Here is a 21,997-nt window from a genome sequence, read left to right on the forward strand (position 1 = left end):
CGTAACGACCACCGACGCGAACCACCCACCCCCGGCGCCAACCTGGGGGCGTGACAACACGAACCGCACCAACGCGAACGGCCCGGGCGGTGGTCCTGGCCTCCGCCACTCTCACGATCATGGCCGCGGCGATCATCGCGCCGAGCCTTCCCGCGATGGGCGAGGTGTACGGCGAGGGGGTCCTGGTCCGCCTGGCCCTGACCATCACCTCGCTGGCCATCGCGGTCAGCGCGCCGCCGGCAGGCCTCGTGGCCGACCGCACGGGGCGCAAACCGCTGCTCACCGCCAGCCTCGTCCTCTACGCCGTGTCGGGCACGGCCGGTTACTTCGTCACCAGCCTGCCGGTCCTCCTGGCCACCAGAACCCTGCTGGGTCTGGCGGTCGGCGGCATCATGACCGCGGTCAGTGCCCTGATCACGGACTGGTTCGAGGGCGCGGAACGAGGCAGGTTCCTGGGCTTCCAGCAGGCCGCGGCGAGCCTGGGCGGAGTCGTGTTCCTGCCGCTGGCAGGCGTCATGGCGGGAGTCGACTGGAGGCTGCCGTTCTGGCTCTACAGCGTGGCGGCACTGATCGCGCTGGCCGCGGCGACCGGCCTCACCGCCGAACGACGCACCGGCCGGCACACCACCGGACCTGAGGTGTTCCCGAGGAAGGCCGTCGGGATCTACCTGCTGGCCCTGATCGCGACCCTGGTGTTCTACATGGCGCCGACGCAGCTGCCGTTCCTGCTGCGCGACCTGAACGCCGGCCCCGCCACGATCGGCCTCGTCATCGCGGGCAGCACCCTGACCAGCGTCGCCGGCGCCCTGGTCTACCCGAAACTCACCACGACGAAGATCACCGCGATCAGCGTCGCCCTGCTGGGTGCCGGCTGGGTCGTCATCGGCGCGGCCAACGGAGTGGTGCTGGTCGCCGCGGGCCTGCTGATCGGCGGGTTCGGTGTGGGGCTGGTGGTCCCGAACCTCAACGTGGGCCTCGCGAACCTGGCCGAACCGGCACAACGCGGCCGTGTCCTGAGTGGACTGGTCGCCGGCGTCTTCCTCGGCCAGTTCCTGTCACCGCTCGTCATCGCACCCCTCGTCCACGCAACGGGCATCGCCGCCGCGTTCGGCTGGACGGGGGTCGTCACCACCATCGCAGGGGCGGTCCTCGCCCTGGGAAACAAGGAGAAGAAACGATGATCTACCACGGCAACCGCTTCACGCTGCGCAAGGACGCCTCGCCCGAGCAGGTCGAGGAGGCGCTGGAGAGCCTGCGCAACCAGGGTCGCGTCATCCCGTCCGTCAGGTCCTTTGTGGTCGGTCGTGACTTCGGTGGCGAGTACGAGTGGGGCGCCACGTTCGTCATCGACGACCTCGACGGGTACTGGGAGTACTTGATCCATCCGGCGCACCGCAACACCGACCGCGTCGGCTTGCCGCTCGTGGACAAGTTCGCCTCGTTCGACATCACCGACGACGAGGACCCCGAGATGGGCGCGAAGATCGCCGCCCTGCACCAGAAGCGGTACGACAGCGACCCCGAGCTCACGCAGCTCGTGTCCGGCCTCGGCGAGTACACCGGCAGCGCTGCCCCCGGCCAGCACGGAGACAGGTGATGAGTGACCTCACGCAGGCGTGGATCGACTTCTGGAACGGCGACCTCGCCCAGGCCGAAGGCATCGTCCACGAGGACTTCGTCCGGCACGTCGCCCCGCTGACCGGCGGGCCCTCACAGGACCACACCGGACGCGATGGACTCGTCGAGTGGGTACGCGGCTCCCACCAGAACATGCCAGGGCTGACGTTCACCGTCGAGGTGGGGCCGATCTTGCAGGAGCCGTTCCACGTGCTGCGCTGGTTCGCCGAGGCCGGTGCGGTCTCGTTCCACGGCACGGACATCCTCCGCGTCGAGAACGGCAGGATCGCCGAGTACTGGCTCAACGCGGACGGCCTCTGGGCGGCTCAGCAGCTCGGGATCATGCCGAGCTGAAGACGTCCCTGAGCTGACGGCGCGAGTTGATGCCCACCTTGCGGAAGATGTTGCGCAGGTGGGCATCGACCGTGCGGGGGCTCAGGAACAGCCGCGCGGCGACCTCCTTGGACGTGGCCCCGGTCGCCACCAGCCGCGCGATGTGCGTCTCCTGCATGGTCAGCTCGTCGGTGGCCTGGGCGGAACGGCTGCGCGCGACCTCGCCGGTGGCCTGCAGCTCCAGCGCCGCGCGGGCAGCGAAGGCCTCCATCCCGATGGACGACAACAGGTCGTGCGCGGTGCGCAGTTGCGTGCGGGCGTCGACCCGGCGCCCGGCGCGTCGCAACCACTCGCCGTACACCAGGTGGGCGCGTGCGAGATGAGGCCTGGCCGTGCTCGACCCCAGCTGCCGCAGCGCCGTCACGAACGACTCTTCCTCGCCCGTGACGAGAGCGTGCGAGTAAGCCGCGACACCGGCGGCCCACGAGGTCTCGCACGGTGAGGTGCGGGAAACCAGGTCCTCCAACGCCTCCGCGGCCACAGCGGTCTCGCCGCACCGCACCGCCGCCTCGATCAGCTCGGGCAACGCCATCCCGGCGAGGTAGAGGTCGCCCGGCGCGACCGCCTCACGAGCAGCGGCCAGAGCCACCGGGTAGTCGCCGAGACCGTTGTGCAGCACGGCGGACGCCCAGTGCGTGTTCGCGATCAGGCACCCTGCCCGCCGGGAAGCCTCCCGCAACGAGTGCTCGGTCTCGGCCAGCACCTCCTGCTCCTGCCCGCGGAATGCCGCCAGGTGCAGTCGCGAGTAGCGCAGTGGCGGCATCCCCAGGGCATCGGCGATCGCCTCTTCCTCCGCGATGGCGGACACGGCCTTGCCGAACTCGCCGGTGATCACCGCCCCGACCGCCCGCTGGGCGAGCCCGAGCCGCAGCACGAACGGCGATCCCGCCTGCTGCCCGGTCTTCATCAGCCAGCCGGTCACCGACGAATGCACCTCGGTGTCCCACAGCTCACCCGCCAGCATCGTCGCCAGCGCGGGATGCCGCGTCCACACCTGGTCGTCGCCGGAGAAAACCCTCTGCAGCAACGGAACGGCAGCCTCATGCCCCTCGTCCGCGAGAAGCACCAACGCCTCCAAGGCATCCGAGCCACGATCGAGCCCGCGAGCCTCCCGCACGACGGCGTCCAGCACGCCACTGGGCCGCCCGAACGCGAGCGCGATCTCCAACGCGTCCAGCACACCGTCACGAGCGGCGGCACCGGTCATCCGCCGAGCCGCGCTCAGCACGAACGACGGCCCGTCGTTGGTTTTGTTGCGCACGAAGGCGATCCGCCCACGCAGCAGGTCCGCCCGCGGGTCGTCGGCGGGGAAGGTCGTGAGCAGCTCGGCCGCCACGTCCACCGCGCCCGCGTCGAGCTTCGCCTGGGCCGCGGCCAGGGTGCGCGCGGCCCGCGGCCCGGCGGAGAGCGACAACGCCGCCGCGCGCTCCAGGAACGCCGCCGCGGCAGCCACCCCACCGCGCGAGCGGGCACGGTCGGCGGACCGCTCCAGCTCCGCCGCCAGCGAGTCGTCCGGCCCGGTGCCGGCCTGCGCGCGATGCCACACCCGCCGGTCGGGATCGGTGAGCGGATCGGTGGCGGAGGCCAGCGCGAGGTGCACCGCCTGCCGTTGCGCGGGCGAAGCCGCCAGGTACACGGCAGACCGCGCGAGCGGATGGCAGAACCGCACCCGCGCCGAGATGCTGACCAGCCCGGACGCCTCGGCCTCCACCCAGGCGGAGGCCACGTCGATGCCAAGCTCGGCCGCCGCGGCCCACAACAGCTGCGGCTCACCGGTCGGCTCGGCTCCGGCCACGGTCAGCAGCAACCGCGCGTCAGCCGGCAGCCGCCCGGCCCGTTCCTGGAAGCTGCGCTCGATCCGGTTCGGCACCGACGCCACGTCCGGCAGCGCGAACCCACCCGCCTTGGGCAGCTCCAGCAACGCCAACGGGTTCCCGCGCGCCTCGGCGAGCAGCCGTTCGCGCACCTTGTCGTCCACCACCGCGGCCGGCCCGGACGCCAGCAACGCGCGCGCCTCGGCGTCGTCCAGACCTCGCAGTTCGAGTCCGGGCAACTCGTCCAGCCGCGACCGGGCCCACGGCCGGCGCGCGGCGAACACCAGCACCGCCGGTTCGGAGGCCAGCCGTCGCCCGAGGAACGCGAAGACCTGCGCGGAGGCCTCGTCCAGCCAGTGCGCGTCGTCCAGCAGGCACAGCACCGGACCCCCGCCGCCGAGCAGTTCCAGCGTGGCCATGCCGATGCGCAACACGTCCGGCTTTCCGCTCGCCAGCCCGAACGCGACCTCCAGCGCCTCCCGGTGCGGCCCGGACAGCGAGTCCATCAACGGAACGCACAGCTGGTGCAGCGCCGCGAACGGCAGTTCGGTCTCGAACTCCGATCCGGACGCCTCCAGCACCCGGAACCCGGCAGCCGACTCCCGCACGTGGCCGAGCAGCGCGCTCTTGCCCATGCCCGCCTCGCCGCGCAGGACCAGTGCGCCCCCGCGCCCGTCCCGGGCCGCCGTGAGCATCCCGTCGAGACAACGGATCTCGTCGTCCCGTCCGAGGAGCGATGCCGATGTGAGCGCGTCCATGACGTGCACGTTATGCGAGAGCCGGGGACCGCCGTCACCCGTTCGGCCCGCATCCACGTGGCCCGCGACGGTCTGGTGGAGACCCCACCGTACGAACGTCCTGAGAAGCGTTTGGCCTAAACCCCGCGCGGGTATCCGACCTGCGCAGAACAGGGGTGTACGGCTGACGGAGGCACGGCATGGACCGCGACATGGCGATCGACTTCGGCTTCGACTTTCCCTTCGACATCGACTTCGACGATTCAGTGGCGCGCGATGTCCAGCGTTACGTCGGTGAGGTCGTCTCCAAGCTCGGGTTACGCGGCGACAGCTCGTGCGTCGAGTTGACGCCGCACGTCAGTGCGTACGTGGCGCTGGACGGGCGGCTGCCCGACTTCCCCGATCACTACGTGGCGCTGGTGTGGAACGAGCAGAGCGGCTGGTCGATGGCGGTCGAGGACCGGCTGGGTGAACTGGTGGAGGCGGCTCGGCTCGGTGGTGAGCCGCGCCCTTCGCCCGCCGCGGTGGCCGGCTGGGTGGACCGCCTGCTGCACCAGGACCAGGACCAGGGCCATGAGCAGGTGCGGGCGCAGGCCAACCGCGACTTCGCCGCCTTCATGCCGGTTCCGCGGGCCGGCGCCCTGTCGTAGGTCCCGGCGGGCAGTCGTGCCGGCTCGCGCGTGAGGGCATTACATGCCGCCCTCGTCGCGGGGCTCTGACTCGTCGCGCCCCCGGTGCGGCCCGCCGGGGTTCTCGTCGGCGTAGGTCGGCCTGGTGTGCTCGTCGCCGATGTCGGCGTCCTCGAGTTCGCTCTCCGCCGTCACGCGGTCGGGTTCCGGCGTGCTCATCGCCATTCCTCCTGCCAGTCGTGGTCGGTGTCGTAGGCGGCGGCGAGCAGCCGCAGGACCGCCTCGTCGTCGCTGCGTTCCACCTCGGTGCGGAGCTGGGTGAGCTTCTCGGGGAACGGCACGGGGTTCCGTTCCGCCGCCGCCTGGATCGGGCCGGGCAGCAGGAGCAGGCCGGCGCCGTCGTCGGAGCGCGTGATGCGCAGCCTGCCCCGGCCCTCTGCCTCGTCGAGCAGCGGCAACTCGCCCCGTGCCAGGCGCTGCTCGTCCTCGGTCAGCCGATCGAGGACGAAGCGCCGGAGTTCCTCGGTGTCCATGGTGCGGAGGTACCCGCTGGACGGCGGGCCATGCCTTCCTCTCACCTACGCGGGCACGGTCCACCGCTGGTTGGCCCCGCCCGTGCAGGACCAGATCTGCAGCTTCGCGCCGTCGCCCGTGTTGTGGCCGATCACGTCCAGGCACTTGCCGCTGCCGGCGTTCACCAGGGTGCCGCCGGTGGCCGTCCACCTCTGGTTGGGACCGCCGAAGCAGTCCCACAGCTGGACCGCCGCACCGTCCGCCGTCCCGTTGCCGGTGACGTCGAGGCACTTGCCGAGGCCGCGCACCGTGCCGTCCGCCTGCAGGGTCCACGTCTGGTTCGGGCCGGCGAAGCAGGTCCACAGCTGTGGCAGGGTGCCGTTCGCGGTCGAGCCGTCGGTGACGTCGAGGCACTTGCCGCCCAGGCCCGTGATGGCGCCGGTGCGGCCGCCGGGGTCGAGCGTGCCGGGCCAGGTGAACGTCGCCATCGCGCCGGCAGGCAGGGTGTAGCCGAACGTCTGGCCGCCGTAGGAGACGCGGAAGTTCTGCTGACCGCCCGAGTTCAGCGCGACGAGCACGATCTGACCGTTCGGGTTGCGGAACGCGACGTTCTGGACGCCACCCTCGCCGTAACCGGTCGAGTCGATGCGGACGGCACCGGGCTGCACGAACTTCGACAGGTGGCCGAGGACGTAGTACTCGGCGTTGTACGTGACATTGCCACCGCTGGTCGTGACGACGCCCGTGCAGTTGGTGCAGCTCCCGATCACCGGGCCGTTGTTCTGGTCCAGCGCCATGTTCCAGATGGCGACGCTGCGCGCGTGGTTGCGCGTGGCGCCGATCGCCAGGTTGATGCCCTGCCAGCGCAACGTGTCGCGGAACGTCGCCGCGTCGTCGGCCGACCTCGTGCCGGAGCACTCGGTGAAGAAGATGTCCTTGCCGGGCTGGTTGTTCTTCACGACGGACTGGCCACTCGGGTTGCCGCCGTAGCAGTGCCACGCGGAGCCGATCACGTTGCCGCCCGCGCCGTTGTTGACGGTCTGCGCGTAGCCGACGTTGTCCCAGTTGTGGTCGTAGCCCAGCAGGCGGGCCTGCTCGCCGGCGGCCCGCAGCTTCGGCACCAGGGTGTTGATGACGGTGACCTGCTGCTGCGGCGACATGTACATGCCGGGGTAGCCCGGCGGTTCGAAGAGCGGTTCGTTCTGCACGCTCAGGTAGTCGATCGGAATGCCCGCGGCCCTGTACGCCTGGGCGAACCTGACCAGGTAGTCGGCGTAGACCCCGACGCGGCTGTCGTTGAGCGAACCCCGGATGAGGTTGTTGTTGTTCTTCATCCACGCCGGGGCGCTCCACGGCGTGGCCATCACGGCGAGCTGCGGGTTGAGCTGCTTGGCCTGCTGCAGCAGCGGCAGGATGTACGGCCTGTCGTGGTCGATCGAGAACCGCGAGAGCGACGGGTCCGCCGCGCCGTCGTTGTAGGTGTAGAAGCTCCTGGAGAAGTCGGTCGCGCCGATCGGCTGGCGGAGGAAGCTCAGGCCGATCCCGTTGGTCTTGTCGAACAGGTTGTTCATGATCTCGTTGCGGCGCGGCGAGTTGAAGATGTTCCACGCCGCCGCGTCCGTGAACGACGCGCCGAAGCCCACCATGGACTGGTAGGTGGAGTTCGGGTTCACGGTGATCGTCGGCCCGGTGCCACCCGAGCCGAACGTCACGTCCGCCTGTTTGGTCAGTGCGTTCGACCTGTCACCGGTGGTCAGCCACACGCTCGCGTTGGTCGCCGCGGTGGCGGCCGGGGAGACCAGCGTGCTTCCCGCCGTCACCACGACGGCTGCGATCGCGATGCCGCGCCAACGTTCTGTCGCCTTTGACATAAGCGCTCCTTGCAGGGGTTTGGGCGCCCGACAGCAGTTTTCAGTTGTACAAACGGAAATCGGCGATGCTCCACCAGTTGCCCGCGGCAGCGGTGGACGTGACGCGGACGTACCGCGCGCTCGTGCGGCGGACGTCGATGTTCGTCAGCTGGCCCACGCCCGCACCGGACGCGATGGACCGCCAGGCGGTGCCGTCGTTGCTGACCGAGAGCTCCCAGCCGCGCGCGTAGTCACCGAGGTTGCCACCGGAGTCCACGGCCACGCGCCGGAAGTCCTTGTGGCGCCCCAGATCGACCCGCAGGAACTGACCGGGAGCCTGGGCCGCGCCGTTGGACCAGCGGGTCGACGCGTCGTCGTCGATCGCGAGCGCGCCGTCGGGAGAGGCGGTGGCACCCTTCAACGACACGGCGTCGAGCTTGCCGCGGAGCCGGCTCGTCCAGGTGAACGTCGCCAGCGCGCCACCGGGCAGGGTGTACTCGAAGGTGCGGTCGCCGACGTTGACCGCGAACGAACGCGGGTCGTCGTGCTGGTTGTGCACCACCAGGGCCGTGGAACCGTCCGGGTTGCGGAACGCGGCGTCCATGATCTGGCCGTTCCAGCCGGTGGTGCCGAACGACGTGCTGGCGATGCGGCGCGCGCCGGGCCGCACGAACTTCGAGAGGTGGCCGATCGTGTAGTACTCGGCGTCGGCGACGACCGACCCGTCCGGCTGCACGGTGACGAGGCCGGTGCACGTGCCGCAGCCGCCGTTGTGCGGGCCGCCGGTGCTGTCCAGCGCGATGTTCCAGTTGACCGCGCTGCGGGCCCAGTTGCGGGTGGTGCCGAGGACGACGTTGCGGGCGTGCCAGCGCAGGGTGTCGCTGAAGACCTTGGCGGGCGGGTCGGTGGCGCCCTTGGAACCCGAGCACTCGGTGAACCAGATCCCCTTGTCCGGGAAGGCGTCGCGCAACGCGGTCTGCGCGCCCGGGTCGCCGTAGTAGCAGTGGTACGCGGTGCCGGCGAGCCACTTCGCGGCCCTGCTGTTCAGGATCTGGTAGGGGTAGTCGGCTTCCGCCGTGCCGTCGTTGGGGTGCGTGGCCCAGTTGTGGTCGTAGCCCAGGATCTTGGTGCGTGGGCTGGCGAACCTGAGCTTCGGGCCGAGCGCCTCGATCACCTTGATCTGCGCCGCGACGGGCATGTCCGTGCCGGGGTAGGCGTCGGGCGTGCGGTTCTGCGGTTCGTTCTGCACGGACAGGAAGTCGACCGGCACGCCGGCCTTTGCGTACGCCTGCACGAACTTCACGAGGTAACGCGCGTAGGCGTCGTAGACCTTCGGGTCGTCCTTGAGCTTGCCGCCGACCAGCGAGTCGTTGTCCTTCATCCACGCCGGCGGGCTCCACGGCGTGGCCATCACCTTCAGCCGCGGGTTGAGCCGCTTCGCCTCACGCAGCAACGGAAGGATCTTCGCTTCGTCGTGCCGGATGCTGAACTGCCGGAGAGGGAAGTCGGTCTGCCCGGCCGGCACGTCGTCGTAGGTGTAGTGCTCTTTCGCCGCGGTGAAGTCGGACGAGCCGACGGGCTGGCGCAGGAAGCTGACACCGATGCCGTGCACGGGGTCGAAGAGCTTGCGCATGGTCTCGGCGCGGACGGCCGGGGCGAGACCCGCGAGCAGTTCGGCGGACGAGTCCGTGATGGACGCGCCGAAACCGTCGACCTCCTGGTAGCGGCGGCCGGGGTCGACCACGATCGTCGGATGCGCCGACTCGCCGGTGCCGAAGGCGACGCGCGGCCGTTCGTGCATCAGCTCCGCACGATCAGGCGTGGTCACCCACACCCGGACCTGAGGCGCGCCGGACGCTTCGGCGGTCGGCACTGCGGCCAGGCCGATCACCAGGGCGACGATCGCGGTTCGTCTCATGTAACACCCATTCATCACTGTGAAACATCAGCTTCCAGGATGAAACACCCGACCGTGGCGAGGGTCAATGGTCTGGCGGAGTTCCGGTACATTGACCTGGTGGAACGCAAGATCGAACACGTGAAACAGCGCGCGAGTCTCCGTGACATCGCGGCGGAGACGGGCGTGTCGATCGCGACCGTGTCCCGAGTGCTGAACGATCACGTCAGCGTGGCCCCGCGAACCCGTGACCTGGTGCTCCAGGCCGTAGAACGGCGCCGGGAGACGCCCGCAAGGCTCAGGACCGTCTACGTCCGATGCCCGTACGTGCTCACCGACTACTTCGGCCTGATCGTCTCCTCGATAGCCGAGACGCTGAAGCTGCACGGCCTGCGCCTGCTGCTCGACGCGGGGGAGTCGGGCCAGCACAGCGACGCACTCAAGGCGTTGCCGCACGAGGCCGGCGTCGACGCCGCGATCCTCATCCTGCCGCCGGAGGAGGGCGACGAGCTGGTCGCCCTGTCCGAGTCGGGCTTCCCGTTCGTCGTGGTCGACCCCCGCACCCCGCCACCGCCGGACATCGCCGCGATCTCGGCCGCGCACTCGTCCGGGGCGCGGGCCGTCGCCGGCCACCTGATCGGCCTCGGCCACCGCGACATCGCCGTGATCGCCGGGCCGGAGGAGTGGCTGGCGGGCGACGCGCGCCTGGCGGGCCACCGCGCGGCGCTGGCCAAGGCGGGCGTTCTGCTGACACCGGACCGCCTGCGGCACGTCGAACCCACTGCCGCGCACGGCAAGCGCGCGGCGGCGGAGTTGCTCGACCTGGAACCTCGCCCCACCGCCATCGTCTGCTTCAACGACAAGGTCGCCGTCGGCGCGTTGCAGGCCGCGCGGGAACGAGGGCTGCGCGTACCGGAAGACCTGTCGGTGGCCGGGTTCGACGACATCGACCTGGCCGAGGCGACCAGCCCGGGGCTCACGACGGTGCGGCAACCGTTGCAGGAGATGGGGAGGATCGCCGTCACGCAGCTGATGCGCGTGCTGGACGGGCATCAGCCCGAGGCGTTGCACATCGAGCTGGCGACGACGTTGGTGGTGAGGGACTCCACCGCCGCCGTTTAGTGAAAGACGGCCCAGGTGCGCACCTCGGGGTCGACCAGCATGGGAATCTTCTCTCCGGGCCGACGCGAGGAGCACTCGGCGCGGGAGCACCGGTGTGTGACCGAGAACCCGCCCTGAGGCAACGGAATCCACAGCGTGAGGTCGTAGTAGACGTCGTCGCCGGCGTCGTACAGGCTCTTGTCCGTGAGCTCGCCGAGCACCTGCGTCCCGGCCGCCGCCAACGCGGCGGTCTCCTTCGCGGAGTCGCCGGCCGTACCCCAGATCGCCAGCATGAGGAGCACGACGAACAGCAGGCCGAGCTCCCACAACAGGATCGCCCACCACGGTTGGCCGGAGAAGGCGAGCACGATCATGCACGCGACCACACCGGCGATCGACAATCCGGCGAGCACGCGCTGCACCGTCGCCGAACCGCGGCTCGTCAGGCTCACTTCGGCAGGGTTCGCGGTCACCGGCTGATCTTAGGCTCGTCCGGGGTAGGAGGTCAGGGCACTACGAGAACCGGCCAGCGACCCGACCTGATCAGCCGCGTCGCCACCGACCCGGCGAACCGGTGCCCCGCCTGCTGCGACGCCCCGACGACCACCATGTCGGCCTGGCACTGGTCCGCCGAGTCGCGCAGCACCGTGTACGGGTCGCCGAACGCCTTCACGAACGTCACCGGCACGTCGAGCTCCTCGGCGGACGACCGGACCTGGTCGCTCAGCTCGGCGTGCAGCCGGGCTGTCGCCTCGTGCTCGAACACTGACGCGACGGCCGGGCTCAGTGCGGCCAGGGACGAGTGGCACGCCACGAACGTGACGACCAGACGGGCTCCCTGGCGGCGGGCCAGGCCGAACGCGGCGGCTGCCGCGCGCATCGCCGTGTCGGTGCCGTCCATCCCGGCCATGATGGTCCTCGACGACGGCCGGGGAGCGGGACCGAAGCAGTCCACTGTGGACTCGAAGGCGTTGTTCAGGCCGGCGCTCATGGTGAAACTCCTCGGTTATCGTGCGGCCGCTGAGTCTGCTTCCTTCTGCTCGAGATCGATCGTCGTGCGCAACGTGATCGGCTTGAGCAGCAGGGCCGCGATGATGCCGACGACGCCGACGGCGGCGGAGATCAGGAAGATGTGCGCCGTCGCGTCGCCGTAGACGGTGTGCACGATCGTCTGCACCTCGGGCGGCAGGGCGGAGAGGTTCAACGCGCTGGTGCTGCCGGTCGACTGGCCCGCCGGCACGTGCAGCGCGGCGGAGAGGTCCGCCGTCACGCGGTTGGCGAGGACGGCGCCGAGCACCGACACACCGATCGTGCCGCCCAGCGAGCGGAAGAACGTGACGGACGCCGAAGCGGCGCCCAGTTCGCTCAGCGGCACGCTGTTCTGCACGGCGAGCACGAGGTTCTGCATCGTCATGCCGACGCCGATGCCCACGACGGCCATCGCGACGCCGATGATCCACAGCGCGGTGGCGTGGTCGACGAAACCGAGGCCGAGGAAGCCGAGCACCAGGATGATCGTGCCCGAGACGATGTACGGCTTGATCCTGCCGGACCGGCTGATCATGCGGCCGGAGATCGTGGACGACAGCAGCACGCCCGCCATCAGCGGGATGGTCAGCAGGCCGGCCTCGGTCGGGCTGTAGCCGCGGCCGATCTGGAAGTACTGGCCGAGGAACACCGCGCCGCCGAACATCGCCATGCCCACCGAGAGGCTCGCGATGATGGCCAGGGCGGGGGTGCGCTGGACGACGATGTGCAGTGGTACGACGGGTTGCTCGACCCTGAGTTCGACGGCGATCGCCGCGCCCAGCAGCACCAGGCCGCCGCCGGCCATGGCCCCGGTCTGCCACGAGATCCAGTCGAACGAGTTGCCGACGAACGAGACCCAGATCAGCAGCACGCTCACGCCGGCGGCGATCAGGGTGGCGCCCAGGTAGTCGATCTGCACGTTCTCCCGGCGCACTGTCTCCAGCTTCAGCGTCGCCTGCAGCACGACGAACGCCAGCGCGGCGATCGGCACGGCGACCCAGAAGCACCAGCGCCAGCCGAGCCACGACACGTCGACGATGAGGCCGCCGAGCAGCGGGCCGCCGACGGTGGCGACGGCCATGACCGCGCCGAGGTAACCGTTGTAGCGGCCGCGTTCGCGCGGCGGGATGATCGCGGCGATCACGACCTGCACGAGTGCCTGCAGGCCGCCGACGCCGATGCCCTGGAACGCGCGGGCGGCGATGAGCTGACCGGTGTCCTGGGCGAGGCCGGCGAGCAGCGAGCCGATCACGAAGAGCACGATCGCGGCCTGGACCAGTGTCTTCTTGTTGAACAGGTCGGCCAGTCTGCCCCAGAGCGGGGTGGTGGCGGTCGCCGTGAGGAGGGTGGCCGTGACCACCCAGGTGTACTGCGTCTGCGTGCCGTTCAGCGAGCCGATGATCCGCGGCAGCGCGGTGGAGACCACCGTGGAGCTGACCATGGCCACGAACAGCGCGAGCAACAGTCCGGACAGCGACTCGAGCACCTGCCGATGCCCCATCGCCCTTGTCTCGATCTTCACGTCCCGCCCCTTCGTCACGGCAATTCTTGCGCGTTGTGCAAGTTTGCGCAATGAGCAACTTACACCGCTACGCTGAACGGCATGGAGACGCTCACCACGCGGCGCGAGCAGAACAAGGCGGTGACCAGGCGGTCATTGGCCGGGGCGGCGCTGCGGCTCGCGATGGAGCACGGGCTGGACGGGGTGACGGTCGAGGACATCGCGGACGCGGCCGGGGTCTCGCGCAGGACGTTCTCCAACTACTTCACCAGCAAGGAAGACGCCGTGCTGGACGCCGACCGCGAGCGGCTCAGGGCGCTGGTCGCGATGGTCGAGGCGCGTCCGGCCGGGGAAGGCGCCTGGCAGGCGCTACGCGCGTCCACGGCCGAGCTCTACCGCGTCCGGCCCCTGCCCGACGTGGAGTGGATGGCCCAGCTCCGGCTGCTGCGCCGGCACCCGTCGCTGCTCGCCCGTCAGGCCGGCGACCAGGTCGGGCTCGAACGCGACCTGGCCGCCGTTCTCGTGCTGCGCGAACCGGACGAGGAGGCGGCCCGGCTGATGGCGGCGACCTTCCTCACGACGATCCGCACCGGCATCGCGCTGTGGCTGGAGGGCGCCGGGGCGCAGGAGCTGCCCGACCTCGTGGACCGCCTGCTCGGGCGGGTGCGGGTTCAGGGCACCTGAGCACCCGGCCGCCACAGCCGGAGCTGCAGCATCGCCGCGAACCGCGCGTCCGGATCGCCGAGATCGATCTCCCCGACCTCCGAGAGCCGCCGCAGCCGGTAGCGGAAGGTGTTGGGGTGCACGAAAACGGCGGCGGACGCGGCAGCGACGTCACCGAACGCGTCGAGCCACGCGCCGAGCGTCTCCACCAGGCACGCGCTGTGCTTGCGGTCGTACGCGATCAACCGCGCGACGGGCCCGGTCAGTGTGTCACCGCGTTCGGCGATCAGGTCCGACAGCTCCAGCAGCAACCCCTCACTGTGCACATCGGACACCCGCGCCACCGACCGGGACGCGCGCCCGGCCCGTAACACCCGCAGCACCAGGTCGGCACCGGCCCGCGACCGCGACAACGTCAGGCCGTCGGACACCTCGCCGACGCCCACCAGCACGGGGTTGCCGATGCGGTTGCGGAAGTCGGTGGCGATCCGCAGGGCCCGGTCGTCCGACTCCGCGGGCAGGATCGCGTAGGCGACGTCGCCGATCAACGCGGCGGCGGCACGGGGATGCACGGCCGTCAGATGCATGGCGAGCGCGTCGGCGACCTGCTGGCGTTCGGCCAGCAACCGGGCGTGTGCGGCCGGGTCGTCGCCGTGCGAGTGGGCGAGCGCCAGCGCCAGCACCACGCACGCCTGGTCGGCCAGGCCCAGCCGCCGTACCGCCTCCGCCGCGCCCGCGCCTCCCTCGACCGCGGTCGAGACGAGGTCCGCGCGCAGCCGCCGTTCTACGTCGGCGCCCGCCCGCTGGCGCATCATGTGCAACGCCACGAGCTTGGCCGCGTCACCGAAGGTGGTGGAACTGTCCGGGGACAGCGGCGCGCGGACCGCCGCCCAGATGGAGCCGAGGAACTCGTCGCCCGCGCGCACCGCCACGGCGAGGCGCGGCAGGCACAGCGAGCCGTCGTCGGCGGGCAGACCCTCGATGTAGACGGGCTGGTCGCTGCGGTAGAGCTGCTGGAACACCCCGCGCGCCTCCAGCATCTGCGTGTAGCGCGCGGGCACCTTCCTGCCCAGGATCGTCTCGACGCGCGACGAGTCGGCCTCGTCCTGGCGCCCCGAGAACGCGAGCACGCGCGAGCTGCGGTCCTCGATCGTCACCGGGGCGCTGATCAGCGACGCCACCGCGTTGGCCAGCGCGAACAGGTCCCCGGCCGGCACGCCGCCGAGCGTTTCGGACGGGTCGACCTCGCCCTCGGCCAGCAGGGACCGCAGCATCGCGGCGAGCTGGGTCCACGACGCGCCCGGCGCCAGGCCGAGCAACGCCACGCCGGAGCCGTCGACGGCCTCGGAGAGTGCCGCGGTGAGGACGATCGGGCCGCGCACGACCAGCGCGGCCGCCCCCTCCTGGCCCAGCTGGGTCAGGAGCGGGGCGGGCTCGCGCACGCCGACACCCAGCACCAGCGCGGACGGCGGCAGCACCTGGTCGTCGTCCGGGTCGTGGATCACCACGCCGCCGATGCCGGTGGCACGGCCCGGATCACCACGCACGAGGTCGATCAGCGTGGTGCCCAGGTCGTCCAGCACGCGGGTGAGGCCTGTTCGCGAGCTCATGCCACCACCTTGCCACCGTCTACAGAGGAATAGCGATTGGTGCGCACGCTGATCTGGCTGTAGCGGTCGACCCACGGGGTCAACCAGCGGCCGGTCTCGAACGGCTCGTCCGGCAACGGTGTGAGCAGCGGCCGCTCGATCGCGAAGTGCTCACCGACGGTGCGCGACCGGCCGCCGATCCGCGGGCTCTCGTCGTCGGCGTCCCACTTGTCGATCATCGCGTTGAGCTCGGCCGGCGAGTCGGCCTCGGGCACCGGCACCGGGTGGTTGCGGCGGAACCAGCCGATCTGCCCCTCGAACCCGGCCTCGGTCGGCGTTCGGGTTGTACACGCCTCCGAGGGAGAGCTCCCAGCCGTTGTTCCCCGTTTGCGAGGCCCACCACAGGGTGGCTCAGGCCCAGCGCCGCAGCAGCCGGTCGTACTCGGCCTGGGTGACCGGCAGGACGGTGCCGTGGCGCGGGCGGCCGGGCATGGTGTAGCCGGAGAGGGGCGTCCACTGCCGGGTGTTGAGGTCGGTGGCCGTGAACGGGACGTAGCCCCGGCCGCCGTACTCGTCGATGAACATGTACCAGCGCTCTTCGGTGTTCGACTTGAAGACCAGCGGTCCCTCGCCCTGCCTGATCGCGTTGTTGCCGATGCAGTCGGTGACGAACGAGTAGTTGCGGTTGAGGATCGTCGCCGATTTCTCCGCCAGGACGAACTTGCCGCACGGAGACTGCGACGCCCCCCGCTCGTCCTTCGTGAAGCGGTAGTAGGTCCCGTTGTGCCTGGCGAGGGTCGAGTCGATCGTCGAGTATCCCTTGTCGACCCAGACCTGTGCGGCGCTGAAGGTCCGGAAGTCGGGCGTTGTTGCGTACATCATCCGGTTGTAGGTGCTACCGGTGTGGTTCGGATCGTTGGGGGAGTACAGCTTCGAGGCCCAGAACACGACGAACTGACCGAGGGTTTCGTCGTAGTACGCCTCAGGGGCCCAGGTGTTGCCGGCGGTGTCCGGTGAGACCCGTGCCAGTCGCGGCACGCTCCAGTTCACCAGGTCGGTCGACTCCCAGACCACAAGGGACTTGCTGCCGGTCCGCTGTACCTGGTCCCAGTTGCCGTTGCCGTACATTCGCAGGTCGGTGGCGATCTGGTAGAACTTGTCGCCCCGCGGTGAGCGGATGATGAACGGGTCGCGCACGCCGCGGGTTCCGATGGCCGAGGTCAGCACCGGTCGTCCGCTGTTGAGCTGCCGCCATCGCGTCGGGTCGTTTCCCTGGCTGAGCGCGAAGTAGACCTGTTCACCGGTGGAGGACCCCTCGCCGGTGAAGTAGCTGAACAGGTAGCCGGCGTACTTCGGTGCCGGTGCCGTACCGACCCGGACGAGCTGCCACTGCTGGTTGACGGCACCGGTGTCGGTGTACTGGGAAAGCCTCGCTCCGTCCGCAGTGGACTGATCCCGCACGTCGAGTGCCTTGCCGCTGTTGCGGTTGATGAGCTTCACGTATCCGCTGTCGGTGTCGGTGACCCGGAACTGCTGGTTGGTGCCACCGTTGTCGGTCCACTGGACGACGTTCGCGCCGTTCGCGGTGGACGCCGAGGCGACGTCCACCACCTTGCCGCTGTGGCGGGCGCGGAGCTTGTGGTAGCCGCTGCCGGCGTCGACGAACTGGAACTGCTGGCCGGCCACGTCGGCGCGGGCTCGCTCCTCGACGACGGCACCGTCGGCGGCCGACTGTCCTGCGATGGCCACGGCCTTACCGCTGTGCCGCGCCACGATCTGGTAGTAGGCCGCCGGGTCGATCACCGCAGCCTGTGCCGGTAGTCCCGCGACGCCGCTCGCGATCAGCGCGCCGGCGAGGACGAGTGCGGTGCGGAGTCTGTGCCGACGTCGCGGTGAGGCGTTCTCGTGGAAAGACTGTGTCATCGGGCCCGTCCAATGTGGTTGCGATGGGTTGTCGGCGCCACGCCGGGGCACCACCCGAGCGGTGCCCCGGCAGGTCTCGTGTCCGCGTGTCAGCCCAGCTGGGCTTCCCACCTGGTCCTGGGCCCGGCCGCGTCGGCCGGGAGGCGGTCCCGTGCGGCGTTGTCGCCGTACATGGTCCAGCGGGCCCAGTCGACGACGGTCTTGGGAAAGCGCTGGTCGCTCCAGAAGCTGGTGTGGCTGCCGCCGACGAAGGTGAGGAACGCCTTGGGCCACCTCATCTCCGTGTATGCCTGCCGGGCCGAGGAGTACCCGGTGGTCGAGTCCCGGTCACCGTGCACGAACAGGACCTTCGCCGAGACCGAGGCGGCCGGGTTGCCCATGTCCACACAGGACTGCGGGTTGGCCGAGATGATCCGGCTGTCTGCCCAGCGGGTCAGCAGGCCGTGGGTGACCATGCCGCCCAGGGAGTGGCCGGAGACGCCGACGCCGATGCCGGTGTTGATGCGCCCGGCCAGCGGACCGCTCGCGTTGAGCGCGAGGGTGTTGGTGAGGACCTGCGAGACGTCCTTGGAGGTGTTGCCGTTGTTGACGTCGTTGAAGTTGTGGTTGAAGTGCGGGGCGGGGACGACGAAGCCCGCCGAGGCCAGTGCCCGGATGATGAACAGGGAGTTCTGCGGGCTGCTGCCGAAGCCGTGGGTGAAGTTGTAGACGGGGAAGACACCGGTGGCGGCAGGGGCGTTCGTCACCGGGTTGCCGCCGGCGGTGCCGGTGGCCGGGTAGTAGACGTAGGTGGTGATACGGCGGCTGCCGCGCGTCCAGCTGTACCGGCGCACACCGACGGCGAACGGCGTGGTGGGCGCGGTCCCCAGAGACCAGGCGGGGGCGGCACCGGCCAGGCCGGTACCGAGCAGGGTCGCGCTACCCACGGTCGCGGCGGCGACCGAGCTCAGCCTCAGGAAAGAACGTCGTTGCATCGACACGATGACTCCTTGCAGGGGTGGTGAGGTGTGCGGAGGTGGCGGCGAGGGACTTGGCCGCGGTCGGGCGAGCCGGGTCGGTGCCGCCGACTCGCCTGACCGCCGGGTTCAGCGGACGTGGATGTTCGGTTGTGCCTCCTCGCGTTCAGCGCAGGTAGCCGGTCAGCGGCAGGTTCAGCTCCCGGACGCCCTGCACGACGAGATTCGCCATCTCCGCGCCGCCGCGCTCGGAGAAGTGGGTGTTGTCGCCGGTTTCCCTGGTGAGGTACAGCGCCTGGGATGCCGACGGCCCCATCGACTCGACGAGGGCCTTGCTCTTGGCGGTCAGGTCGATGACCGGCACGTTGGCGCTGCGGCCGAGCGCCCGCATCACGGCAGGCAGGTCCACGCCCTTGCCGTTGATGTGCAACGCGGTCCCGGTGAGCTTGCTGCCGCTGAACTGCCTGCGCACCGGTGGTGTCACCAGCACCGGAACGCCGCCGCGCTCGCGCACACCGTTGACCAGCCGGGTGAGGTTGGCGCGGAAGGCCGTCGCGGTGGTCTGCTTGTCGTTGTGACCGAACTGGATGAACACCAGGTCCTTGCTCTTGATCAGCGGCTTCATCGTCGGGAACAGCGCGCGGTTGGACAGGAAGCTGCCGGAGCTCTCCCCGGAGTCGCCGTAGTTCGCGATCACGGCACCTTCGCGAACCCTCGCCGGCAGGAACTGGCCCCAGCCGGCGTAGGGCACGTAGAACTGGTCGCAGGTTGTCGAGTCACCGGCGAGGTAGACCGCGAGGGGAGCCTGAGCCGGGGTGACGGTCAGCGAGCCGATCGCGGGTGCGCTGCCGCTGAACGTGATCTGCAGGCCCGGGGTGCCGGTGCCGCCCTGGCCGGTGGGCTGGCCTTCGGGGTTGCGGACGTTGACCGTGGCCTTGGTGCGGACGACTTGGCCGGCGGTGGTGGAGACGGCGTTCAGGACCTGCCTGCGTGCCTCCACCGACATGGAGGTGTTGGCGGCCTTGGTGGTGCTGCCCAGTTCCACGGTGACGTCGTAGTTGCCCGGCGCGACGGTGAAACTGCACTTGATCGGCGCGGTGCCGGAACACTGCGGCGGTACCGCCGTGGTTCCCGCCACGGCGGGGACAGGGGCCAGCACGGCCACGTTCAGCGCGGCCGTGAGGAGCGCGAGACGCTTGAGGGACATCGACTCTCCAGTCACACGTTGAGGAAGCCGTCCATGGCAGCGGTGGGACGGCGGTTGCTGGTCCAGGCGGTCATGTCGTAGCCGGTGAACGGCGAGTAGCCGGCTGGTTCCCAGAAGAACGTGCCGAGCCCGCCGAACCCCTTGGTGCCGGTGATGAACTGCCGCAGTCCGTCGCGGACCTGGTTGGCCCTGCCGACCGGTCCTCCGTATTCGACGTGCATGACCGGCTTGCCGTAGGTGGACTGGATGGTCCGCATGCTGCCGAGAACGGGCGCCACGTTGCTGCCCTGGGCGTAGGAGGACAGTGCGGTGACGTCCCACTTGCCGCCGTTGCCACGGTATGCGTTGAAGAACCGCTGGATGCTGTCCATCTTCTGCGGCTGGGCCAGGTGCACCATGACCGGCGTCGTCGGGAAGACCTGTTTGGACACGTCGTAGGCGCCGTTGAGCAGACCGGCCATCTGTGACGGATTGCTGACGCTGCCGACGGGGGAACAGATGCCGCTGTTCTGCTCGTTGCCGATCTTCACCCAGGCCGGCGTCACACCGCCGGCCTTGAGCAGCCTCAACGAGTCGTCGACGTACCTGCGCAATGCGTCCCGCATCTGCGGATAGCTCATGTTCGCCCAGGCTTTGGGCGGCTTCTGCACGCCGACGGAGTTCCAGGTGTCGCCGAAATGGAAGCCGAGCAGCACCTGCATGCCCGCATCACGGCAACGCTGGGCCATCTTGACGGTTTCCTGGATGCCGCAATGCCCGTTGGCCGGGCTGTTGGACGGGTTCACCCAGGTGCGCAGGCTGATCGCGGTGATGCCGTAGCTCTCGAGGATGGTGAACAGGTCCTGCCGCACACCGGACTTGTTGAGCCAGTAGTAGCCGTTGGCTTCCATCTGCGGCATCCAGCTGATGTCCGCGCCCTTGACGAACGTCGCAGCCGACGCCGCGGGAACCGGACCGGCGCCCAGCGCGAGCGTCCCGGCACCGGCGGCCGCGCCGATCAACACACTGCGGCGGGACACGCCAGAAGTGTCGGTCATGGCCAAGTCCTTTCCTGGCAATGGCTTCTCATGATCGTTTGATCCAGATCTGACCGGAGCCGCCGTTGCAGGTGGTGACGATGACCGGCGCGTTGTCGGCGGTGCCGCCGGTGTCGAGGCACCCTGCGGACGCCGCGTTCGTCACCGTGCCGTTGGTGCCGACCGTCCACTTCTGACCGGAGCCGCCGTTGCACGAGTTGATCGTCACCCGAGCGCCCTGCCCGGAAGCGTCCATGCACTTCGAGTTGCCGTAGATCCGCAGCTCGCCCGCTGCCGTCCGGGTCCAGTGCTGGTTGGCCGCGCCGTTGCAGGTCCAGATGATCAGCCCGGTGCCGTTGGTCTGGACCCGGCCCGGCACGTCGACGCACTTGCCGGAGGCGGAGCCCGCCAGGCTGAAGGTGGTGCCGGGGTCGTTCGGCAGGAGCGGACAGCTGTTGCGGTACGACCTGATACCGGTCCAGTCCTGCAGCGGGCACAGGAACTGCGTGTAGCGCGTGTCCTGGTCGATGAAGATCTTCATCCAGGGGATGACCTTCCGCGTCACCACGGAGTTGTTCGAGGTCGGGAAGCCGTGCCCGGCGCCGGTGAGCTCGAGGTACGCCTTCTCGGTCGAGGCCGGGATGTTGTTGTGGAGGGTGATGATGCTCGCCGGGGTGCTCGTCCCGTCGTTCTGCCCTGCCAGCAGCACGGTGGGGACCTGCATGCCCGTCGTGGTCTGCGAAGGGCTGTACGGGGCCAGGCCGATGGCTGCCTTCAGCGTCGGCCGGCGCAGGGCAGCCGAGATGGTTCCGCCACCGCCCATCGAGTGGCCCATCACCGCGAGGCGGCTGGGATCGACCCTGGTGCGCACCGAGCTGCGCTGGGTCAGGTAGTCCAGCGCCGCCAGCAGCTGGGTACCCCGTGCGACGTCGAAGTCGTTGCGGTTGATGGTGTCGATGCCGATGACCACGAAACCGAACGAGGCCAGCCAGTGTCCCATCCAGGCGCCTTCGGCGGCCCAGGTGGCGGTGTAGCCGGGCGAGACCGCGATGGCGCCGAACGTGCCCTGGCCGGTGTCGGTCGGATAGTAGATCTTCGCTGCACCGAAGCCGTTCCCACTGCCCACGCTCGTCTCCGCGGTGGCGAAGGTGCCGCGGTTCGCCGAGATGCTCGCCTGGCTGGGATTCGGCCCGCGCTGGTGAGGATTGTCGGTGGCGGACGCCGATCCCGGGTCCACAGTGGACGCGAGGAGGCCGAGAACGGCCGCGCACGCGATCGCTGCTCCTCGCAGCGGCCCGCTGACGTGGCCACTTCCTCGCTGGACGGGTGGCTCCGGTGAGGACAGCTGGATCTGGGACATGCTGAAGTACCTCTTCTTCGACAGGGCGGTGAAGAGAAGTCGGAACGGGGCCGATGTGGGATCAGTACCACGAGCTGTGAACGTGCACGGTCTCCCTGGAATGCACGATTAGCTCTGATAGAACCGTATGTATGTGATCATTTCAAGGCCGTCGCAATGGAATCCTGTGAACGTGCACAGTCTCGACGAAATTCGACGGCGC

General features: G+C 69.8%; 21 protein-coding genes. 6 read left to right on the forward strand and 15 right to left on the reverse strand.

Going from position 1 to position 21,997, the window contains the following annotated elements; genetic code table 11:
* Positions 1-119 precede the first annotated feature (119 nt).
* From BLR21_RS01225 to BLR21_RS01235, 3 genes are read left to right on the forward strand one after another with little or no spacing between them, the layout of a single operon-like run.
* Complete coding sequence (locus BLR21_RS01225; RefSeq protein ID WP_420843846.1) at positions 120-1,181, forward strand: MFS transporter; 1,062 nt, start codon at positions 120-122, stop codon at positions 1,179-1,181.
* A complete protein-coding gene (locus BLR21_RS01230) occupies positions 1,178-1,597 on the forward strand; it encodes a Dabb family protein (RefSeq protein ID WP_090003767.1) in 420 nt (139 codons plus the stop codon). Before BLR21_RS01225 ends, BLR21_RS01230 begins: the two co-directional genes overlap by 4 nt.
* Complete coding sequence (locus BLR21_RS01235) at positions 1,597-1,971, forward strand: ester cyclase (RefSeq protein WP_090003768.1); 375 nt, start codon at positions 1,597-1,599, stop codon at positions 1,969-1,971. Before BLR21_RS01230 ends, BLR21_RS01235 begins: the two co-directional genes overlap by 1 nt.
* Here BLR21_RS01235 and BLR21_RS01240 read toward each other — a convergent pair.
* Positions 1,958-4,582, reverse strand: a complete 2,625-nt coding sequence (locus BLR21_RS01240) for an AAA family ATPase (RefSeq protein ID WP_090004428.1) — start codon at positions 4,580-4,582, stop codon at positions 1,958-1,960. The two genes, BLR21_RS01235 and BLR21_RS01240, sit on opposite strands and share 14 nt — an antisense overlap.
* 179 nt (positions 4,583-4,761) lie before the next feature.
* On the opposite strand from BLR21_RS01240, the gene BLR21_RS01245 reads away from it, so the two are divergent.
* Positions 4,762-5,211: a DUF6292 family protein gene (locus tag BLR21_RS01245; RefSeq protein WP_090003769.1), complete on the forward strand. Its 450-nt coding sequence runs from the start codon at positions 4,762-4,764 to the stop codon at positions 5,209-5,211.
* 39 nt (positions 5,212-5,250) lie between these two features.
* Here the strand turns inward: BLR21_RS01245 and BLR21_RS42195 are convergent, their stop codons facing one another.
* The 4 genes from BLR21_RS42195 to BLR21_RS01260 are packed head-to-tail and all read right to left on the reverse strand — an operon-like array spanning position 5,251 to position 9,471.
* Positions 5,251-5,409, reverse strand: a complete 159-nt coding sequence (locus BLR21_RS42195) for a hypothetical protein (RefSeq protein ID WP_176929397.1) — start codon at positions 5,407-5,409, stop codon at positions 5,251-5,253.
* The gene (locus tag BLR21_RS01250) at positions 5,406-5,723 is read right to left on the reverse strand and encodes a hypothetical protein (RefSeq protein WP_090003770.1); all 318 of its coding nucleotides are present in this window, start codon (positions 5,721-5,723) and stop codon (positions 5,406-5,408) included. The genes BLR21_RS42195 and BLR21_RS01250 overlap by 4 nt, the downstream gene beginning before the upstream one ends.
* Before the next feature lie 45 nt (positions 5,724-5,768).
* Entirely contained in the window at positions 5,769-7,574 is a 1,806-nt protein-coding gene (locus BLR21_RS01255; protein ID WP_090003771.1) for a ricin-type beta-trefoil lectin domain protein, read from the reverse strand.
* Between the two features lie 40 nt (positions 7,575-7,614).
* The gene (locus BLR21_RS01260; protein ID WP_090003772.1) at positions 7,615-9,471 is read right to left on the reverse strand and encodes a discoidin domain-containing protein; all 1,857 of its coding nucleotides are present in this window, start codon (positions 9,469-9,471) and stop codon (positions 7,615-7,617) included.
* A 99-nt stretch (positions 9,472-9,570) separates the two neighbouring features.
* On the opposite strand from BLR21_RS01260, the gene BLR21_RS01265 reads away from it, so the two are divergent.
* The gene (locus BLR21_RS01265; protein ID WP_218130704.1) at positions 9,571-10,572 is read left to right on the forward strand and encodes a LacI family DNA-binding transcriptional regulator; all 1,002 of its coding nucleotides are present in this window, start codon (positions 9,571-9,573) and stop codon (positions 10,570-10,572) included.
* Here the strand turns inward: BLR21_RS01265 and BLR21_RS01270 are convergent.
* From BLR21_RS01270 to BLR21_RS01280, 3 genes are read right to left on the reverse strand one after another with little or no spacing between them, the layout of a single operon-like run.
* Complete coding sequence (locus tag BLR21_RS01270) at positions 10,569-11,024, reverse strand: hypothetical protein (protein ID WP_090003774.1); 456 nt, start codon at positions 11,022-11,024, stop codon at positions 10,569-10,571. The two genes, BLR21_RS01265 and BLR21_RS01270, sit on opposite strands and share 4 nt — an antisense overlap.
* Positions 11,025-11,056: 32 nt before the next feature.
* Positions 11,057-11,542 carry a universal stress protein gene (locus tag BLR21_RS01275; RefSeq protein ID WP_090003775.1) on the reverse strand — a complete coding sequence of 162 codons (486 nt, stop codon included), beginning with the start codon at positions 11,540-11,542 and terminating at the stop codon, positions 11,057-11,059.
* A gap of 15 nt (positions 11,543-11,557) precedes the next feature.
* Positions 11,558-13,081 carry an MDR family MFS transporter gene (locus BLR21_RS01280; RefSeq protein WP_090004429.1) on the reverse strand — a complete coding sequence of 508 codons (1,524 nt, stop codon included), beginning with the start codon at positions 13,079-13,081 and terminating at the stop codon, positions 11,558-11,560.
* 102 nt (positions 13,082-13,183) lie between these two features.
* On the opposite strand from BLR21_RS01280, the gene BLR21_RS01285 reads away from it, so the two are divergent.
* Positions 13,184-13,765: a TetR/AcrR family transcriptional regulator gene (locus BLR21_RS01285; RefSeq protein WP_090003776.1), complete on the forward strand. Its 582-nt coding sequence runs from the start codon at positions 13,184-13,186 to the stop codon at positions 13,763-13,765.
* On the opposite strand, the gene BLR21_RS01290 is transcribed toward BLR21_RS01285, so the two are convergent.
* The 7 genes from BLR21_RS01290 to BLR21_RS01320 form a co-directional block, all read right to left on the reverse strand.
* Positions 13,753-15,354, reverse strand: a complete 1,602-nt coding sequence (locus BLR21_RS01290; protein WP_090003777.1) for a PucR family transcriptional regulator — start codon at positions 15,352-15,354, stop codon at positions 13,753-13,755. The two genes, BLR21_RS01285 and BLR21_RS01290, sit on opposite strands and share 13 nt — an antisense overlap.
* Positions 15,351-15,608: a hypothetical protein gene (locus tag BLR21_RS01295; RefSeq protein ID WP_218130705.1), complete on the reverse strand. Its 258-nt coding sequence runs from the start codon at positions 15,606-15,608 to the stop codon at positions 15,351-15,353. The genes BLR21_RS01290 and BLR21_RS01295 overlap by 4 nt, the downstream gene beginning before the upstream one ends.
* Before the next feature lie 136 nt (positions 15,609-15,744).
* The gene (locus BLR21_RS01300) at positions 15,745-17,256 is read right to left on the reverse strand and encodes an RICIN domain-containing protein (protein ID WP_090003778.1); all 1,512 of its coding nucleotides are present in this window, start codon (positions 17,254-17,256) and stop codon (positions 15,745-15,747) included.
* 89 nt (positions 17,257-17,345) lie between these two features.
* A complete protein-coding gene (locus BLR21_RS01305) occupies positions 17,346-18,230 on the reverse strand; it encodes an alpha/beta hydrolase family protein (RefSeq protein WP_090004430.1) in 885 nt (294 codons plus the stop codon).
* Positions 18,231-18,378: 148 nt separating this feature from the next.
* Positions 18,379-19,419, reverse strand: a complete 1,041-nt coding sequence (locus tag BLR21_RS01310) for a rhamnogalacturonan acetylesterase (RefSeq protein ID WP_090003779.1) — start codon at positions 19,417-19,419, stop codon at positions 18,379-18,381.
* An 11-nt stretch (positions 19,420-19,430) separates the two neighbouring features.
* A complete protein-coding gene (locus BLR21_RS01315) occupies positions 19,431-20,456 on the reverse strand; it encodes a glycosyl hydrolase 53 family protein (protein ID WP_090003780.1) in 1,026 nt (341 codons plus the stop codon).
* Positions 20,457-20,484: 28 nt separating this feature from the next.
* Positions 20,485-21,795, reverse strand: a complete 1,311-nt coding sequence (locus tag BLR21_RS01320; protein WP_090003781.1) for a poly(ethylene terephthalate) hydrolase family protein — start codon at positions 21,793-21,795, stop codon at positions 20,485-20,487.
* Between the last annotated feature and the right edge of the window lie 202 nt (positions 21,796-21,997).

The organism is Lentzea albidocapillata subsp. violacea, from assembly GCF_900100275.1.
GTDB lineage: Bacteria > Actinomycetota > Actinomycetes > Mycobacteriales > Pseudonocardiaceae > Lentzea > Lentzea violacea.

Coding starts and splice junctions, on each gene's coding strand:
- BLR21_RS01250 (WP_090003770.1), bottom strand. CDS start 5,723: ATGGACACCGAGGAACTCCGGCGCTTCGTCCTCGATCGGCTGACCGAG.
- BLR21_RS42195 (WP_176929397.1), bottom strand. CDS start 5,409: ATGAGCACGCCGGAACCCGACCGCGTGACGGCGGAGAGCGAACTCGAG.
- BLR21_RS01315 (WP_090003780.1), bottom strand. CDS start 20,456: ATGACCGACACTTCTGGCGTGTCCCGCCGCAGTGTGTTGATCGGCGCG.
- BLR21_RS01240 (WP_090004428.1), bottom strand. CDS start 4,582: ATGGACGCGCTCACATCGGCATCGCTCCTCGGACGGGACGACGAGATC.
- BLR21_RS01225 (WP_420843846.1), top strand. CDS start 120: ATGGCCGCGGCGATCATCGCGCCGAGCCTTCCCGCGATGGGCGAGGTG.
- BLR21_RS01245 (WP_090003769.1), top strand. CDS start 4,762: ATGGACCGCGACATGGCGATCGACTTCGGCTTCGACTTTCCCTTCGAC.
- BLR21_RS01280 (WP_090004429.1), bottom strand. CDS start 13,081: ATGGGGCATCGGCAGGTGCTCGAGTCGCTGTCCGGACTGTTGCTCGCG.
- BLR21_RS01230 (WP_090003767.1), top strand. CDS start 1,178: ATGATCTACCACGGCAACCGCTTCACGCTGCGCAAGGACGCCTCGCCC.
- BLR21_RS01310 (WP_090003779.1), bottom strand. CDS start 19,419: ATGTCCCTCAAGCGTCTCGCGCTCCTCACGGCCGCGCTGAACGTGGCC.
- BLR21_RS01300 (WP_090003778.1), bottom strand. CDS start 17,256: ATGACACAGTCTTTCCACGAGAACGCCTCACCGCGACGTCGGCACAGA.
- BLR21_RS01235 (WP_090003768.1), top strand. CDS start 1,597: ATGAGTGACCTCACGCAGGCGTGGATCGACTTCTGGAACGGCGACCTC.
- BLR21_RS01290 (WP_090003777.1), bottom strand. CDS start 15,354: ATGAGCTCGCGAACAGGCCTCACCCGCGTGCTGGACGACCTGGGCACC.
- BLR21_RS01260 (WP_090003772.1), bottom strand. CDS start 9,471: ATGAGACGAACCGCGATCGTCGCCCTGGTGATCGGCCTGGCCGCAGTG.
- BLR21_RS01305 (WP_090004430.1), bottom strand. CDS start 18,230: ATGCAACGACGTTCTTTCCTGAGGCTGAGCTCGGTCGCCGCCGCGACC.
- BLR21_RS01255 (WP_090003771.1), bottom strand. CDS start 7,574: ATGTCAAAGGCGACAGAACGTTGGCGCGGCATCGCGATCGCAGCCGTC.
- BLR21_RS01285 (WP_090003776.1), top strand. CDS start 13,184: ATGGAGACGCTCACCACGCGGCGCGAGCAGAACAAGGCGGTGACCAGG.
- BLR21_RS01275 (WP_090003775.1), bottom strand. CDS start 11,542: ATGAGCGCCGGCCTGAACAACGCCTTCGAGTCCACAGTGGACTGCTTC.
- BLR21_RS01320 (WP_090003781.1), bottom strand. CDS start 21,795: ATGTCCCAGATCCAGCTGTCCTCACCGGAGCCACCCGTCCAGCGAGGA.